The 16,240-nt window shown below is 59.1% G+C and carries 15 protein-coding genes; 4 read left to right on the top strand and 11 right to left on the bottom strand.

What is annotated here, in order from left to right; genetic code table 11:
* The first annotated feature begins 393 nt into the window (after positions 1-393).
* On the top strand, positions 394-714 hold the full coding sequence (locus tag FHJ80_RS06045) for a hypothetical protein (protein ID WP_139526111.1): 321 nt from the start codon (positions 394-396) through the stop codon (positions 712-714).
* Between the two features lie 71 nt (positions 715-785).
* On the opposite strand, the gene cysZ is transcribed toward FHJ80_RS06045, so the two are convergent.
* The 6 genes from cysZ to FHJ80_RS06015 form a co-directional block, all read right to left on the bottom strand.
* Entirely contained in the window at positions 786-1,517 is a 732-nt protein-coding gene (gene cysZ / locus FHJ80_RS06040) for a sulfate transporter CysZ (protein ID WP_139526110.1), read from the bottom strand.
* A 66-nt stretch (positions 1,518-1,583) separates the two neighbouring features.
* Positions 1,584-2,309 (bottom strand): phosphate signaling complex protein PhoU, encoded by a 726-nt coding sequence (phoU, locus tag FHJ80_RS06035; RefSeq protein ID WP_139526109.1) that lies wholly within the window; start codon positions 2,307-2,309, stop codon positions 1,584-1,586.
* A 30-nt stretch (positions 2,310-2,339) separates the two neighbouring features.
* On the bottom strand, positions 2,340-3,152 hold the full coding sequence (pstB, locus tag FHJ80_RS06030; RefSeq protein ID WP_139526108.1) for a phosphate ABC transporter ATP-binding protein PstB: 813 nt from the start codon (positions 3,150-3,152) through the stop codon (positions 2,340-2,342).
* The gene (pstA, locus tag FHJ80_RS06025; protein ID WP_139526107.1) at positions 3,146-4,558 is read right to left on the bottom strand and encodes a phosphate ABC transporter permease PstA; all 1,413 of its coding nucleotides are present in this window, start codon (positions 4,556-4,558) and stop codon (positions 3,146-3,148) included. The genes pstB and pstA overlap by 7 nt, the downstream gene beginning before the upstream one ends.
* On the bottom strand, positions 4,558-5,676 hold the full coding sequence (locus FHJ80_RS06020; RefSeq protein ID WP_139526106.1) for an ABC transporter permease subunit: 1,119 nt from the start codon (positions 5,674-5,676) through the stop codon (positions 4,558-4,560). The genes pstA and FHJ80_RS06020 overlap by 1 nt, the downstream gene beginning before the upstream one ends.
* Before the next feature lie 96 nt (positions 5,677-5,772).
* On the bottom strand, positions 5,773-6,669 hold the full coding sequence (locus FHJ80_RS06015) for a PstS family phosphate ABC transporter substrate-binding protein (RefSeq protein ID WP_139526252.1): 897 nt from the start codon (positions 6,667-6,669) through the stop codon (positions 5,773-5,775).
* 203 nt (positions 6,670-6,872) lie between these two features.
* On the opposite strand from FHJ80_RS06015, the gene FHJ80_RS06010 reads away from it, so the two are divergent.
* The gene (locus FHJ80_RS06010; protein ID WP_139526105.1) at positions 6,873-7,286 is read left to right on the top strand and encodes an acyl-CoA thioesterase; all 414 of its coding nucleotides are present in this window, start codon (positions 6,873-6,875) and stop codon (positions 7,284-7,286) included.
* A gap of 71 nt (positions 7,287-7,357) precedes the next feature.
* On the opposite strand, the gene FHJ80_RS06005 is transcribed toward FHJ80_RS06010, so the two are convergent.
* From FHJ80_RS06005 to hexR, 3 genes are all read right to left on the bottom strand, one after another.
* Positions 7,358-8,446 carry a TRAP transporter substrate-binding protein gene (locus tag FHJ80_RS06005; RefSeq protein WP_139526104.1) on the bottom strand — a complete coding sequence of 363 codons (1,089 nt, stop codon included), beginning with the start codon at positions 8,444-8,446 and terminating at the stop codon, positions 7,358-7,360.
* Between the two features lie 144 nt (positions 8,447-8,590).
* Positions 8,591-10,789, bottom strand: a complete 2,199-nt coding sequence (gene uvrD, locus FHJ80_RS06000) for a DNA helicase II (RefSeq protein ID WP_139526103.1) — start codon at positions 10,787-10,789, stop codon at positions 8,591-8,593.
* A gap of 91 nt (positions 10,790-10,880) precedes the next feature.
* A complete protein-coding gene (gene hexR / locus FHJ80_RS05995; protein ID WP_139526102.1) occupies positions 10,881-11,735 on the bottom strand; it encodes a transcriptional regulator HexR in 855 nt (284 codons plus the stop codon).
* A 255-nt stretch (positions 11,736-11,990) separates the two neighbouring features.
* Here hexR and FHJ80_RS05990 point away from each other — a divergent pair, with 255 nt between their 5' ends.
* Positions 11,991-12,209 carry a PA3496 family putative envelope integrity protein gene (locus FHJ80_RS05990; RefSeq protein WP_062374507.1) on the top strand — a complete coding sequence of 73 codons (219 nt, stop codon included), beginning with the start codon at positions 11,991-11,993 and terminating at the stop codon, positions 12,207-12,209.
* A gap of 49 nt (positions 12,210-12,258) precedes the next feature.
* On the opposite strand, the gene FHJ80_RS05985 is transcribed toward FHJ80_RS05990, so the two are convergent.
* A complete protein-coding gene (locus FHJ80_RS05985) occupies positions 12,259-13,602 on the bottom strand; it encodes a sodium-dependent transporter (protein ID WP_139526101.1) in 1,344 nt (447 codons plus the stop codon).
* A gap of 155 nt (positions 13,603-13,757) precedes the next feature.
* Positions 13,758-14,627 (bottom strand): DUF72 domain-containing protein, encoded by an 870-nt coding sequence (locus FHJ80_RS05980; protein WP_139526100.1) that lies wholly within the window; start codon positions 14,625-14,627, stop codon positions 13,758-13,760.
* A 196-nt stretch (positions 14,628-14,823) separates the two neighbouring features.
* Between FHJ80_RS05980 and FHJ80_RS05975 the strand changes: the two genes are divergently transcribed.
* Entirely contained in the window at positions 14,824-16,194 is a 1,371-nt protein-coding gene (locus FHJ80_RS05975; protein WP_139526099.1) for a VOC family protein, read from the top strand.
* Positions 16,195-16,240 lie beyond the last annotated feature (46 nt).

Here is a 16,240-nt window from a genome sequence, read left to right as displayed (position 1 = left end):
TATCGTTGACAAGTAAGAGTGACCAAGACCCCGCCCTGCGGGGTCTAATTTTTTGTGCCTGCGGCATATGCAGAGGGTATGTAAGGTTTTCTTTAGAACGAGCCTGCATGAAAGTCTGCGGAATCTTTCTTAAGGTGAGTCATTCTGCGCCACGTACACGGCGCATGTGTCATTATTGCACAATATATTTGAGGTATTTTTGACGTTGCTGCATTATATTGCGCACAATGTAATTTGTATAAATACATGTTTATAAAATAATTTTTTATTTTCTATGTAATTTGGCATCTTGTGTGCACTAACTAGGTGTTAAGTTAGCCATTAGTCGTAGGCGCTCATGTGTTCTGGTTCTGGCCTACGCCGACTGGCTCCACGTTAAAGGAGTACGTAGCGATGTTATTTAACGAGTTAGCGAAAAAGACGGCTGTTCTAAGCGTTGCATTCGGTTTGGTTGCAAGTCCAATGGCCTTTGCCCACACGTCCATTGAATTGAATAAAGACCGTTCTGCAGGTCACGATATTATCGAGCCAAGCTCGCACAATACGTCAGGTCCGGCCCAGTACTCTACTAGTGACCTGATCCATGACGAAGGTGACACGCTGGATTACTCTACGTCTAGCAGCGCCAACGACTCAACCGATACAGCCACCCGCAAAACGGGCTATGACGCCAATGAGCTGAACCGCGACGAAGGTGACGGTATCCGTTGGTAAGCTCAGCGCTATATCCCTAAAACCCCGCCTAGGCGGGGTTTTTTGTGTCTATGCCTCCCACTGACGCGACGTCAAGGATTCACTACATCCTGTGTGCCGCGATAATGCCCGTCCCACATGAGCACTGCTCCTGCGACGGCGCCGGGTATCAAAAACAGGTTGGCAAGGGGAATCCAGGTAACCAGCATGATCAACCCGCCGTAGGTAAGGCTGGGCCACCAGCGTCGCGAGAGGCGGCTGCGCATATCACGAAACGTGACTTTGTTATTATCCATTGGATAATCCAGATAGGTGATCGCCATCACCCAGGCGGAAAACAGCGCCCACAAAAGCGGCGCAAGTAGGTTGAGGCCGGGAATCCAGCTGAGCATGAACAGCGCCGCCATGCGCGGCAGAATATAGCCCAGCTTGACCAGCTCGCGCCCCAGTGCGTCGATGGCCGTTTTAGCCAGTCCGCGATCGTCCAGCGGTTCCCGCCCGGTGGCTTGTCGCTCGACTTTTGCGGCAAGAAAGCCGTAAAACGGTGCGGCAATGAGGTGAGTCACGAGGGTGAAGGTGAAAAAGATCACCACCAGCAGGCTAACGAAAAAGAGCGGCCAAATCAGCCAGGAGAGCCACTCCAGCCAACCGGGCACCATGGTCATGGCGCTATCCAACCAGCCTGAAAAGCCCTGGAATACGACGCTGAGCATACTGGCGTAGACGATGAGGTTGACCAGGATGGGGAGGAAAATGTAGCGCCGCAGCCCTTTTTGATACACCAAACGCGTGCCTTGGCTCAACGCCGTGATGGCATCCACCATGTTGTCTCCTTTAAAAACGCCCAGATGAGTCATCTGGGCGTATTGCAGGAGCAATGACCTGTCAGGTCAAGGCTTTTTCAGCATCTTCTGATCTAGGGTGTCGGGGTCGCTGTGGCGAATATCCAAGCCTTTCACCAGGTAGACCACGTACTCCGCCAGATTATTGGCGTGGTCGCCCACGCGCTCCAATGCTCGGAGAACCCACATGATGCTCAACACGGAACTGATCGAGCGCGAGTCTTCCATCATGAACGTCATCAGCGAGCGCATGGCGCTGCCGTATTCGTCATCCACGGACTCGTCTTCCCGCACGACCTGCATGGCAAGCTCGGTATCGAAGCGGGCAAAGGCCGTCAGCGCATCGCGTAGCATCTTACGCACGTGTTCACTGATATGTCGCACTTCTACCAAACCACGAATACTGCTGCTGTTCTCACTCAGCAAAAGTGCGTTACGGGCGATTTTGCTGGCTTCGTCGCCTATCCGCTCGAGATCCGACGTGGCGCGAATGACCGCTAGTACCAAGCGCAGGTCAGAGGCGGCTGGCTGACGACGCGCTAGGACGCGGGTACATTCGTCATCGATCTGTAGCTGCAGGTCGTTGACCTGGCGGTCGTTGTCACGCACTTTTTCGGCGAGACGGCTGTCGCCTTCCAGCAGCGCGTGAACGGCATCTTGCACCTGTTTTTCCACCAGACCGCCCATGGCCATCAGGTGGGTTTTCAGCTCTTCCAGCTCCTGGTTGAACTGGCGAGAGATATGCTGGCTGTGGGTATCGCTCGTAATATCCATTGAGCACTCCTGACGTAACGTCGGTTGGGCCTAGGTCATGCGGCCGGTGATGTAATTTTCGGTGCGCTGTAAACGCGGGTTGGTGAACACTTGATCCGTTGGCCCGTATTCAACGAGTTCACCTTGCTGCAAAAAAGCCGTGTAGTCGGATACCCGTGCGGCTTGCTGCATATTGTGCGTCACTAATACCAGCGTGAGCTGGGATTTCAGGTTACGAATCAGCTCTTCGATTTTCAGCGTCGAGATCGGATCCAGCGCCGAGGCGGGCTCGTCGAGCAGCAGCACGTCGGGCTGTACGGCGAGCGTCCGGGCAATCACCAAACGCTGCTGCTGACCCCCGGATAGCTGCCACGCCGAGCGGTGCAGGCGATCTTTCACCTCGTCCCACAAGGCCGCGGACGTCAATGCCCACTCGATGATGTCGTCGCGTTTGCGCTTGGGCATGCGCCCTTGCAAACGCAGCCCAAAGGCGACGTTTTCATAAATGGACATTGGGAATGGGTTGGGCGTCTGAAACACCATGCCCACACGGCGACGCAGTTCGGTGACGTTCATCTGTGGGGCGTGAATGTCCTGACCCTCCAGCTGAATCTGACCTCGATGCGTCACCGACTCGTTAAGATCGTGCAGCCGATTGATAGCACGTAGTAACGTCGATTTTCCGCAGCCCGACGGGCCGATGAAAGCGGTGACTCGGTGGCGAGGCACATCGAGCGTTAGGTCACGCAACGCCGTTTTCCCCGCATAGGCGAGGTGAAACTGGTTGATGCTCAAACAGCAGGTCTCGGCAGTAAAGCGAGTCACCGATGCATGAGGCGGGTTGGCGGACGATAACGCTAGCATTCGTTTCCTCGTTGACGCCTTAAATAATGACGCAGAAATATGGCAGTTAGATTAAGCACGAGCACGATCAATACGAGCAGCAGCGCAGTAGCAAACACCAGGGGAATGGCGGCCTGGACATCTTCGCCGTGAAAAGCGGTATCAAATAAATGATAGCCAAGGTGCATGAATTTGCGCTCTAGGTGCAAGTAGGGAAACTCGCCATCCACAGGCATTTGGGGAGCCAGCTTGGCGACGCCCACCAGCATCAGCGGGGCGACTTCGCCAGCGGCTCGGGCCACGGCCAAAATCACGCCGGTGAGCATGGCCGGGGTCGCCATGGGCAGCACCACGCGGACCAGCATTTCCAGGCGGGTGGCGCCCAGTGCGACCGCACCTTCTCGCTGCGCATCGGGAATGCGTGCCAGGCCCTCTTCGGTGGCCACGATGACGACCGGCAGGGTGAGCAGCGCCAGGGTCAGCGATGCCCAGAGCAGGCCGCCCGTGCCAAACGTGGGGGAAGGCAGCGTATCGTCGAAAAACCAGCTGTCGATGGAGCCCCCGATCCCGTAAACGAAAACGCCCAAGCCAAACACTCCGTAAACGATCGACGGCACACCGGCAAGGTTGCGTACGCCGATACGCACCAAGCGGGTCAGGCGGTTTTGATGCGCGATTTCATTGAGATAAATGGCGGCCAGTACGCCAAACGGCGTCACGATGACCGACATCAGCATCACCATCATGACCGTACCGAAGATGGCGGGCCACACGCCGCCGCCGGTATTGGCCGAGCGGGGACCTTCGCTAAGAAATTGCCATATACGCTTGCACCAAACGGCGACTTTTTGGCCCCAGGACATGGCGTTTGGTGCTTGAAATCGAGTGACGCCCGCTAACGGTTGGCTCACGGTGTCGCCCTGGGCGGAAGTAAGCTGCAGCCGTGCGATCGGCCGTTGTCCGTCAGGCAATCTAAGCGCTTGTGCAACGAATGCCCAGGCAGCCTCACCCTCAAAACGCTGACCTGCGCTCTCGACGACGTCTAGGCGCCCGATGAAGTCCCCCCATGGGGCACGCTCCAAGCGGATGAGGTCGTTGGGCTCCGCAATGTCGGCGATATCGCCGAGGGCGACCCAGCGCCAGCTGTCGCCGTCAAGATCCCGGTTGCCGGTAAAGTAGAGGCGTTCTGTCCCTGCTGCGTTGGGCAGCGGGGCTTCCCGCACCGGCTGACCGATCACCGTCTCCCCAGAGCGCAGAGTGACTTGTTCCAGCGTGGCAGGCCAAAAGTGGCCCAGGCCACGGGCGGCCAGCAACGTCAGAAGTGTTGCCAGCATCAGCAGCGACAGCGCAACGCTAGCGGCGCATAGCCAAGGCCACAACAGGCTGCCCACGGACGTAAGGCGGGGGGGCTTCCGGTGCCAGCGCATTAGCGACTCCCACCGATGCGCTGATAGCGCTGACGTAGGCGTTGGCGCACCATCTCAGCAAGGGTGTTAACCAAAAAAGTAAAGAGAAACAGCGTCAGAGCTGCAAAAATCAGCAGGTGATAGGTCATCCCACCGGGAGCGGCTTCTGGAAGCTCGATAGCAATCGATGCCGATAGCGAGCGCAACCCTTCGAAGGGACTTGCGCTGAGCAGCGCGGTATTGCCGCTGGCCATCAAGACGATCATGGTTTCGCCCACCGCGCGCCCGGCACCTATGATGACGGCCGAGAAGACCCCTGGGCCTGCGGTAGGCAGCGCGACTTTCCACAGCGCCTGCCAGCGGCTGGCACCCAGTGCTTGAGCGCCCTCCATCAAGCTGGCAGGCACATCGGCGAGCGCGTCCTCGGCCAGCGAGTAGATGCTAGGAATCACCGCAAACCCCATGGCGATCCCCACGATCAGCGCGTTACGGGTGGCGTAATCGAGGCCGTACTGCTGATCGAGCATGAGCCGTAGGTCGCCGCCGAACCAGAGCTGTTCCAAGAGCGGTGCCAACCACAGCGCCAAGGTGATCATGATGGCGAGCCAAGGCATCAGCCAGAGGCCCGCCCAAGAGAGCGGCAGCCACCGACGCACACGCGAACCGGCGAAATACCAGAGCGAGCCTGCCACTCCAGCGCTTAGCGGCAGCCATATAAACACCAGTAGCGTACTGGCGAGATGACGCTCTACCCAAGGGGCCAGCAGCAAACCGGCAATGAAGCCCACGACCACGCCGGGAATGGCTTCCATGAGCTCCAATAGCGGCTTGATACGGCTGCGTAGCCGTGCCGACATGAACAGCGCCGAGTACATGGCCGCGCCCAGCGCGATGGGGGTCGCGAACAGCATGGCAGCGAGGGCCGCTTTGAGCGTACCCCATGCCAGTGGCGATAACGTGCTGAGAGATAAGGTGTCGCCAAACGACAGCAGCGGTAGCGTTTCCCATATTAGAAACACGCCAATGGCAAGAATGGCCAATAGAACACCGATACCACCGGCGGTAATCAGGCCAGTGGCAATACGGTCATGAATGAGGCGCAGCGGCTGACGCGAAAGAGGTAGCCGTGGGGGAGTCATGTCGACATCATAAAGAAACGAGTAGCGTCGCAAAAAAGTACGTACATGGCAGAAGTTCTTCACCCTACGGCATGTTTATGACATTTAAATGACAATCTAAGGCGCCAGCAGCGGCGGCTGTCGCAGCGCTTGGGGCAGCGGTACGAAGCCCGCAGCTCGAACGATTTGCTGACCTTCGTCGGAGAAGATCAGTTCGATGAAAGCCTGTTCGGCAGGCGGTAGCGTCTCCCCTGGCGGCAGATTCACGTAGAGGTAGAGGTTTCGCGATAACGGATAAGTGCCGTCCTGGATCGTCGAGACAGTTGGCCGGATAGCGCGGCCGGCCTCGTCGATCAGCGGCAGGGCACGAACCATCGCATTCACGTGGTTATAGCCTGCGTAGCCCATGGCATTGGGTGACTCGCCTACGGCGGCGATCACCGCCGACGAGCCAGGGTGTTCGCTGATATCGCGACGGAATTGGCCGTTGCATAGAGCCCGGTCCAGAAACAGCCCGTGGGTGCCAGAGGCCAAGTTACGGCCATGTAGCGCAATCTTGCCGTAGGGCCACTGCGCCACAGGCAGTAACTCTTCCCAGCGACGGATTGGCTGCTGCCCCCCACACGCCAAGGTGGTGGAAAAAATCGCATCGGCTTGCTCGCGGGTGAGCGATGCCAGAGGGTTGTGGCGGTGAACCACCAGCAGTAGGGCATCTCGGGCAACGCTCAATTCACGGGGCGGGTAGCCGTAGCGCTCGATGAACTGTTGACGCTCGGTATCGGTCATGGGGCGCGACATCGGGCCAAAGCGCGTCGTTCCTGCCACTAGCGCGGTCGGTGCACTGGCAGAGCCACCTGCTTGAAACTGCAGCGTAATATCCGGGTAGCGGTGGTTGAGTGCTTCCCCCCAGCGGAGCATCAGCCCCGCCATGGTGTCGGAGCCTACGGCACCCAAGGTGCCGCTCACCGGTGCAGGTTGCCCCCAGGCAACCGTGGAGCAGAGCAGCACGCCCATGGCCACCCAACGGCGACAACAGCGATGAATCCGCTCGCAATGGCACGCCCAACGATTGCCCTTCAAACATCACCCCTCTTATGATTAACTATCGCTACCCTGTTGCGATGCAGCAACGTGATGCACTTGCGTAGTGCCGGTTTTGAGTACCGGTTTTACTACAGCGTTTCACTACAACAATAACCTTACAAAGCGACCACCTTATGACACCGCTGGATACCGACTTGGACGACGTACCGGCCCCCAAAGGGCAGCTCACCTTAAAGTTACTGGCTTCTCGGCAAGATACCAATCTCTATGGCGATATTCCTGGCGGCTGGTTAGTGAATCATATGGACCAAGCGGCGGAGCTGGCTGCCGGGCGTGAAGCCGGTGGCCGCACCGCGACGGTCGCCATCGAAGCCATGGATTTTTTGAGCCCGGTGCGGGTCGGGTCCATGGTGAGTGTCTATACCCAAGTGCAGGATATTGGCCATAGCTCGATCAAAATCGATGTCGAGGTGTGGGTGCGCCCACCCCATGGCCGCCACATTGAAGAGCGCCAGAAAGTCACCGAAGCGCGTTTCGTCATGGTGGCGTTGGACGATAACGGTCGTATCCGTGCCGTCCATGGCTAGTCCGTCACATCGTAAGCGTAACCTTATAGCAAAAAAGGGCGCCGAAGCGCCCTTTCACATTGGCTAATACGTTAAGCACCGACATTGTCGCGGCTTTTCAGGTAGGCGTACTCCCCTACGTCACTAAACGGGCGCACCACTTCCTGGAAGGCCGAATAGGACTCGTAAACGCGGCGAGACTCTTCATCGCTCTCTACCTGACGCTGAATCGCCTGCTTGGAGGACTCGTACAGCGCGGCCATGACGTCTTCCGGGAACGTGCGTAGCTGCACGCCGTGCTCTTCCACCAGCGTTTCCAGTGCCTGAGCATTGCGGTAGGCAAACTCGCTGATCATCGCTAGGTTAGAAGCGCGCGCCGCTTCACGGATCACGTCCTGCAAGTCTTCCGGCAGCGCGTTCCAGGCATCCAGGTTGACGGTGCCTTCGAGAACGGCAGTGGGCTCGTTCCACACGGACGTGTAGTAGTAATCCGCCACTTGATGCAGGCCGAACGCTAGATCGTTATAGGGGCCGACCCAGTCCGCCGCGTCGAGCGCACCGGTTTGCAGTGAGGTAAAGATTTCAGAACCGGCCATGTTCACGGTGCTCACACCGATGCCGTTCATGGCTTCCCCGGCGAGCCCCGGCAGGCGCAGCTTGAGGCCCTGCATGTCCTCGAGGGAGTTGATCTCTTTTTTGAACCAGCCCGCCATCTGCGTACCGGTGTTGCCCACGGCAAAGGGTTTCAGATTGTGGTTGGCGTAGATCTCATCCCACAGCTCTTGGCCACCGCCGTGATATAGCCACGCGTTCATTTCGGTGGTAGTCATGCCAAAGGGCACGGCGGTGAAGAACTGAGAGGCAGCCACTTTGCCGCGCCAATAATAAGAGGCGGAGTGGCCCATTTCGGCGGTGCCTGCGGCGACGGCGTCAAATACTTCCAGTGCTGGCACGAGCTCGCCTGCACCATGAACGCGAATGCGCATACGGCCGTTCGAGAGCTGCTCCACTCGGCGGGCAAAGTCGTTGGCGCCAGTACCGAGGGCGGGGAAGTTCTTCGGCCAGGAGGTGACCATATCCCACGTGTAGGTTTCGTTAGCGCTGGCGGTAGAAACAAAGGGGGCAGCAGCGACACCGGCGGCGCCTAGGCCGGCGGTTTTCAAAAATTGGCGGCGTTGCATGGCGGGCATGACTCCGAAATTATAGGCTGTTTTTTTATAAGCGCAGTGAGCGCAGTGTCCGCCTGCCAGTATGCGCTAAGCCGCTTTTATAGGGCAAGTCCCTGTCTTCACTTGCCCTTTTACGAGGTGAAAACGGCGCTACGTTTAAAGCGGTGTCAGTTTGGCAAAACCGAGCACGAGCCACTTCACGCCTTCGCCATCGAAGCTCACCTGCACCCGCGCACGGGCGCCTTCTCCCTCGGCGTTGAGAATGATGCCCTCGCCGAATACCGGGTGCTCGACTCGCTGGCCGACGTGCAGCGCAGGGAGTTCGCCGTCGCTCTCGATATTGGTTTGGGCAAAACTTTGCCGCGAGGCGGTCACCGGGCGAGATACATGGCCTCGCAGGCGGACCTCCTCCAGCAGATGAGGCGGCAGCTCACGCAAGAAGCGCGATGGGCGTGGAAACACTTCTTTACCGTGCAGTCGGCGGGTTTCCGCGTGGGTGAGGTAGAGCTTCTGCATGGCGCGTGTGACGCCCACGTAGCAAAGCCTACGCTCCTCTTCGAGCCGCCCAGGCTCTTCCACGGACATCTTGTGGGGAAACAGCCCCTCTTCCACGCCCGCGATGAACACCACGGGAAACTCCAGGCCCTTGGCCGAATGCAGCGTCATCAGTTGCACGCTGTCCTCGAACTCTTCGGCTTCGTGGTCGCCCGCGTTGAGGGCGGCTTCTGATAAGAAGGCTTCCAGTGCTGCCATGCCTTCGCCCGCTTCCGGGGTTTCGAAGGCGTCGCCATGGGTGAAGGCGCGGGCGGCGGTGACCAGCTCTTCCAAGTTTTCGACACGGGCCTGGCCCTTTTCACCACGCTCGCTTTGATGGTGTTCGATCAACCCGGTATGGGCAGTGACATGATCGATGATTTCATGTAGCGGTAGCCCGGCGGCGTCGTTATCGAGCTGCTCGATCAGGTTGGCGAAGGCTTGAACGGCGTTGCCCGCGCGGCCTTTCAAGGTGCCATCCTGAATCGCGTCGTGGAGCGCCTGCCAGAGCGAGACACTCTGCTCGCGGGCGCGGTGGCGAACGATTTCCACCGTGCGGGTGCCGATGCCTCGGGTGGGGACGTTGATGACGCGTTCGAGCGAAGCGTCGTCGTCGCGGTTGAGCAGCAGGCGCAGGTATGCCAGGGCGTTCTTGATCTCCAACCGCTCATAAAAGCGGTGGCCGCCGTAGATGCGGTAGGGCATCCCTTGGCGAATCAGCGTCTCTTCCAGCAGCCGCGACTGGGCGTTGGAGCGGTATAGGATGGCGACATCACGACGGTGGAAGCCTTCATCGACCTTCTCTTTGATGGTGTCGACGATGTAGCGGGCTTCTTCCAGGTCGTTGAACCCGGCGTAGACCGAGATCGGTTCGCCCTCGATACCATCGGTCCATAGGTTTTTGCCCAGCCGCTCGCTGTTGTGGCTGATCAGCGCGTTGGCGGCGTCCAAAATGGCGCTGGTCGAGCGATAGTTCTGCTCCAGACGCACCGTGTGGGTATCGGGAAACTCCTCTTCGAAGCGGCGGATGTTTTCCACTTTGGCGCCCCGCCAGCCGTAAATCGACTGGTCATCATCGCCCACCGCCGTCATCGGCGTTTGCTGGCCGGTCAGCAGTTTCAGCCACGCGTACTGCAGAGTATTGGTGTCCTGGAACTCGTCCACCAGCACATGGCCGAAACGCTCGCGATAGTGGTTCAGCAGCGGCGGGTTGTCGCGCAAAAGCTCCAGGCTGCGCAGCAGCAGCTCGCCAAAATCCACCAGCCCGCCGCGTTCGCAGGTGAACTGGTAGCGCTCGTAGAGCTCGACCATTTGCGCCAAATAGCCATCACCGTTGACGTTGACTTGGTGGGGCCGCAGCCCTTCCTCTTTGCAGCCCGCAATGAACCCCTGCACCTGGCGGGGCGGGAAGCGCTCGTCGTCGATCGAATAATCTTTGAGCAGTCGTTTGATCAGCCGGAGCTGATCATCGGAATCGATGATTTGGAAGTGTTGCGGCAGGCGGGCGTCTTGCCAATGGGTGCGCAGCAGCCGGTGGGCAATGGAGTGGAAGGTGCCGACCCACACGTGGCGCATGGAGATGCCCAGCAGCGCTTCCAGGCGCGTGCGCATTTCGCGCGCCGCTTTATTGGTAAACGTCACCGCCAGCAGCGCGTAAGGAGACAGCCCCTCGGCCTGCATCAGCCAGGCAATGCGGTGAACCAGCACGCGGGTTTTACCGGAGCCCGCGCCCGCCAGTACCAGTAGGTTGCCCTGGGGGGCACTGACGGCCTCTCGCTGGGCGGGGTTGAGCTGATCGAGTATCGCCGTGACGTCGTCCATATAAGCCGCTGCCGGTTCGAAAAATGGGCGGCCAGTTTAGCACAGCCCGCCCACTGGCTGGGTATACAGCGTACGTCGCGTTGGGCTGCGTTTATTGATCGTCTGGGTAACGCAGCGTGGTCAGGCTCTTTTTCACCGCTTTGAGCTGTTCGGCAAGCTTGGGGCCGCGGGTTTTGGCGACACCGACGGCCAGCACGTCGATCAGCACCAAGTGCGCGATGCGCGAGCTGAGCGGCGTGTAAATCTCGGTATCTTCGTGCACATCGATGAACAGCGGCAGACTCACTTCGTGGGCCAGCGGCGACTCGCTGGGGCACAGGCCAATCACCGTGGCCCCCGCTTCGCGGGCCAAACGTACGCTGGCCACCAGCGCCTTGGTGCGCCCGGTTTGCGAAATCGCCACCACTACATCGCCCTCTTGCAGCGTCACCGCCGACATGTTCTGCATGTGCGGGTCGGCGTAGGCAGAGGTCGATATCTGCAGGCGGAAGAACTTGTGCTGGGCATCGAAGGCGACGGCACCGGAGGCACCAAAGCCGTAAAACTCCACCCGGTTGGCCATGGCCAGCGCGTTCACGGCCCGCCCCAGCGATTCGTTGTCGAGCCGGTCGCGTACCGACAGCAGCGTGCCCACGGTGGAGTCGAAAATGCTGTGGGAAAACTCCGCCACCGAGTCGCTATCGTTCATGGAGAACTGGGCAAACTGGCTGCCGCTGGCCAGCATCTGAGCGAGCTGGAGCTTGAAATCCTGAAACCCGTTGCAGCCAAGGGCGCGACAGAAGCGCACCACGGTGGGCTCGCTCACCTTCGCCTCGGTGGCCAGGTCCACGATCCGCATATGGATCACTTCATCGGGATTACGCAGCACGAACCGCGCTACCTTTTGCTCGGAGCGACGGAAATGCTCCATGCGGCGTCTCATTTCATCGAACAGGGCGCGGCTCACGTTCAGCTCCTTAAATTCTTGATCGTGCTTATGAGGCCTAGGTGGCCACAGTATGCCTGAGTGACGGGAAGAGGGTAGCGGTAATCATCCACCGGGGCTGCCGTTAAAAGGGCGTTAACCCATTTCTTCAAGATTCGTCATCATTTTGTCAAGTAGGTTATAGTAAGAAGTGACGTGCCGCACTGCATCATTCAAAAAATCAGTGGTCACGGATGCAGGTGGACGTAGGCAACTTCACCTGGAGGAGCGTCGATCATGAGAAACGTCGAACGAATGACCTCGGTAAAAAGCGAATTGCTCGACATATTCATGAGTATGGAGGTCGATGAGCATGCCCAACGTCGGCGCAGCGCCGCCCAGCGTAGCCTAAGAGCACGCAGAGGGATCGAGCTGCATCGGGAGTTCCAGAAATTGTCGCGGGATATCGCTCCCTTGCCGGACGATGACGAACCGCAAGAGAGCGAATTGCACTAAAACAGCGTGTGATGATACGGCCCCGCCAGCTTAGCGGGGCCGTGACGGCTTAGATCAAGCCGGCCACGAACACGGCGATGACACCTGCGGGCGCGACGAAGCGTGCGAGTATGTTCCACACGCCCACACCAGCGGCTGACAACCCAAGCTCAGTCTCGACACTCTTGCGCTCTAAACACCAGGCGGCGAACAGGATCGCGCCCAGGCCGGTCAGCGGCAGGAGAATCTTGCTGGTGAAGGTGTCGAGCAGGTCGAAGATATTCAAGCCAAAGAACAGCACCTCCGCCCATACGTTGAACGAGAGCAGGGCGGCAACGCCTAGCGCCCACACCGCAATACCGCTCGCAAACGTCGCTACCAATCGCGACATCGAGGTACGCTCTTCCAGGGTTTCCACCACCGGCTCCAGCAGCGAGATGGCAGAGGTCAGCGCTGCAAACGTAAGCAGCAGGAAGAACATCAGGCCCAGAATCGTACCGCCGGTCATGTTGCCGAACGCCAGCGGTAGCGTCACGAAGATCAGGCCGGGGCCTTCGCCTGCGCTCAAGCCGTTGGCAAACACGATCGGGAAGATCGCCAAGCCGGCCAGCAGGGCAATGGCGGTATCCAGTATGATCACGGTGCGCGCGGTGCTGATCAGGTTGACGTCTTCGCCCAGGTAAGAGCCGTAGGCCATCATGATGCCCATGCCCAGCGAGAGGGTGAAGAACGCTTGGCCCATGGCCGCCAGCACCACGCCGCCATTCAGCGCTGACCAGTCCGGGCTGAACATGAAGCTCAGCGCTTCACCGAAGTAGCCGCTGGTCATGCCGTAGCCGACCAGGATCAGCATCAGTACCACCAGCGCAGGCATCATGGTGCGGGCCGCGCTTTCCAGGCCTTTGGTGACGCCGCGGGCCACGATGCCGATCACCAGCACCATGAAGGCGGTGTGCCACAGCAGCAGTGTCGTCGGGCTGCCCAGCATGCCGCTGAACAGCGCACCAATGCTGTCCGCATCTTGGCCGTTGAAGGTGCCAATCACCGAGCTCAGGGTGTAGTTCAACGACCAGCCGCCGATCACGCTATAAAACGATAAGATCAAGAAGGCGGCGAGCACGCCGCTCACCCCGATCGTTGCCCAAGCGCGCGTCTTGCCGTGGCTAGCGGCCAAATCAGACATGGTGTTGATGGGATTTTTCTGGCCGCGACGGCCAATCATCCATTCGGCGACCAAAATGGGCAGGCCGACCAGCGCGACGCATGCCAAGTACACCAGTACGAACGCCGCACCGCCGCTGTCGCCCACCATGTAAGAGAAGCGCCAGATGTTGCCCAGGCCAACGGCGGAACCCGCAGCCGCCAGCACGAAGCCCATGCGTGACGACCACTGTGCATGTGCAAGTTTTGCCATAAATCACCTATGTGAAGTTCGATTGTAATGAGTCGTTGTCGGCGCACTGCACCGATTTTCGGAAATAGAGAGATTGCCAGCGTGCTTTTCCGAAAGAACGCGCAATTTATCCGATCATAGGGGGGCTTGCCAGTCAGCTCGTCTAAAAAGAGGCCTTAGAATAGCTGGCTCTGCTTTTCGTCAGCGAAGAGGGCGAGTGGCGGTAGTGAAATGCGCCGTTGGAGGGTGTGGTAAAGATGGCGAGCCATCTCTGGCGACGCTCGGTTATCCGCTGTATGCACAAATAAGAAAGGGGTTTTCCCCTGATTTATCCACAGGGAGAGACGATCTATCCACGGCTCGAAGTAGCGAGTATTGATGGCTTTGTCAATATGGCCAATGAAGCGAATGATCGGTCGATCTGCCGTGGAGAGCACGTGTAGCGGGAGTTTCGGCTTTTCCTGTTGGGCGTGAGCGAGACCTGCATGGCCATTGGCAGGGGTCGAGAACACGGGGCGCACATCAAGCATCACACGGTTGGCGCCATAAGTTATCAACAATTGGTTGAAGGCTTTCTCCTCCTCACCCTTGTGGAAAAAAACAGGGTGGCGCACCTCCACGGCGCAGGGCAGATGCACTGGCCAGTGGGCAAGCAGCGCTTCCAGCTTAGGCAGCTCTGAAGGGCCAAAATCGCGCGGTAGCTGCACCATGGTCGGACCTAGCCGGTCATGAAGCGGGGTCAGTGCGTCGATGAACTTCCAAGCAGCGGTCAAACTGCCGAGGCGCTGGTCATGCGTCACGCTCGCGGGCAGTTTGAAGCAGAAGCGAAAGTGCGCTGGGGCTTGGCGGGCCCAAGCAGCGATGGTGTCGGATTTGGGCGCACCGCTGTAAAACGTCGTATTGCCCTCGACGCTGGAAAACACTGCTGCGTAGTCGCTCAGCAGGTCGGTTTTGGCCTGGCGCGGGTAGAGGCCACCCTGCCAATCCTGATTGGCCCACATGGGCAAGCCAAGATAGAGCGGTAGGGGCGAGCATGGGGCGGTCATCGCAACGGTAGCCTTTGTCGACAGTAGCCAAAGTAACGTATAAAAAAGTTAGTGTAACCTTAACATCGCCCGCTGTGGCGGTGGTGCAAGGCGTGTTCATGAAGATAACGGCCACATTTATGAAACTCTCCCCGTCGCTACAGCGCTACTATGGCGATCATTACAACGCTCACAAGACAATCGACAGGAACGCCCCATGGATGCTGCTTATGTAAGCGCCGACGATATTCGCGATCACTTCTCCAAAGCGATGTCGGCGATGTATCAACAGGAAGTACCGCAATACGGCACGCTGCTATCGCTGGTGGAGCGTGTGAATCGTGACGTGCTGGCAGACGATGCCGACCTCGCCCGCTCGCTCGAAGCGTCCGACGAGCTGGCGCGCCTGAGCGTCGAGCGTCATGGAGCGATCCGGGTCGGCCTGCCCGAAGAGCTGGCGCTGCTGCGGCGCATGTTTGCGGTCATGGGCATGTATCCGGTGGGTTACTACGACTTGGCGGCTGCCGGTGTGCCGGTGCACTCGACGGCCTTTCGTCCGGTGGACGACGACGCGTTGAGGCGTAATCCCTTCCGCGTCTTTACCTCGCTGTTGCGTCTAGAGCTCATCGAAAACGCAGCGCTTCGCGAGCAGGCGCGGGAAATTCTCTCCCATCGTGAGATCGTCACCCCCGAGGCGCAAGCGCTGATTGCCCGCTGCGAAGCGCAAGGGGGCTTGAACGCTGCCGATGCCGAAGCGTTCGTGCAGGCCGCGCTCGATACGTTCCGCTGGCATCACGATGCCACCGTCGACCGCGCCACCTACGACCGTTTGCATCAAGAGCATCGGTTGATTGCCGACGTGGTGAGTTTTCACGGCCCGCATATCAATCACCTGACGCCGCGCACCTTGGATATCGATGCGGTACAGCAGCAGATGCCGAGCGTCGGCATCGACCCTAAGGCGGTGATCGAAGGCCCGCCCCGTCGACGCTGCCCGATTCTGCTTCGCCAAACCAGCTTCAAAGCGCTGGAAGAGACGATTACCTTTGCCGATAGCGTGGCCGGTCATCACACCGCCCGCTTCGGTGAAATCGAGCAGCGCGGCGTTGCCTTGACGCAGAAAGGACGAGCGCTCTACGACCAGCTCTTGGCCCAGTCGCGGCAGTTACCCGCTGCCCAGGATAACGCCACCCACCAAGCGCAGCTGGCCGAGGTGTTTCAAGCGTTCCCCGATGATCTCGATACGCTGCGTCGTGAAGGGCTCGCCTTCTTCCACTACTACGCCGCTCCTGACGCTAAGGTATCGCTGCCTGAACACATCGATGCGGAGACCTTGGAAGCACTCGTCGATCAGGGAGCGTTGTTCTGCCAACCCATGATCTACGAAGATTTCCTGCCGGTCAGCGCGGCGGGTATCTTCCAGTCCAATCTGGGCGGCGAGGAGCGCGACGAATACGCCAGTCAGGCCAACCAAGCGCAGTTCGAGCACGACCTAGGGGCCGATGTGATCGATGAAATTGCGCTCTACGCAAGCCGCGAGCAGGCATCGCTGGACGCGGCGCTGGCAGTGCTCAAAGGAAGGTGTTAGAACGTGGCGACCAACGTTTGCCATGATTCGATCACATCACCTTAGG

The organism is Halomonas sp. BL6 (assembly GCF_006228115.1).
GTDB classification, from domain to species: Bacteria; Pseudomonadota; Gammaproteobacteria; order Pseudomonadales; family Halomonadaceae; genus Vreelandella; species Vreelandella piezotolerans.
The sequence above is the reverse complement of the archived record's forward strand: the minus strand, read 5'-3'. Positions and strand labels throughout refer to the sequence as shown.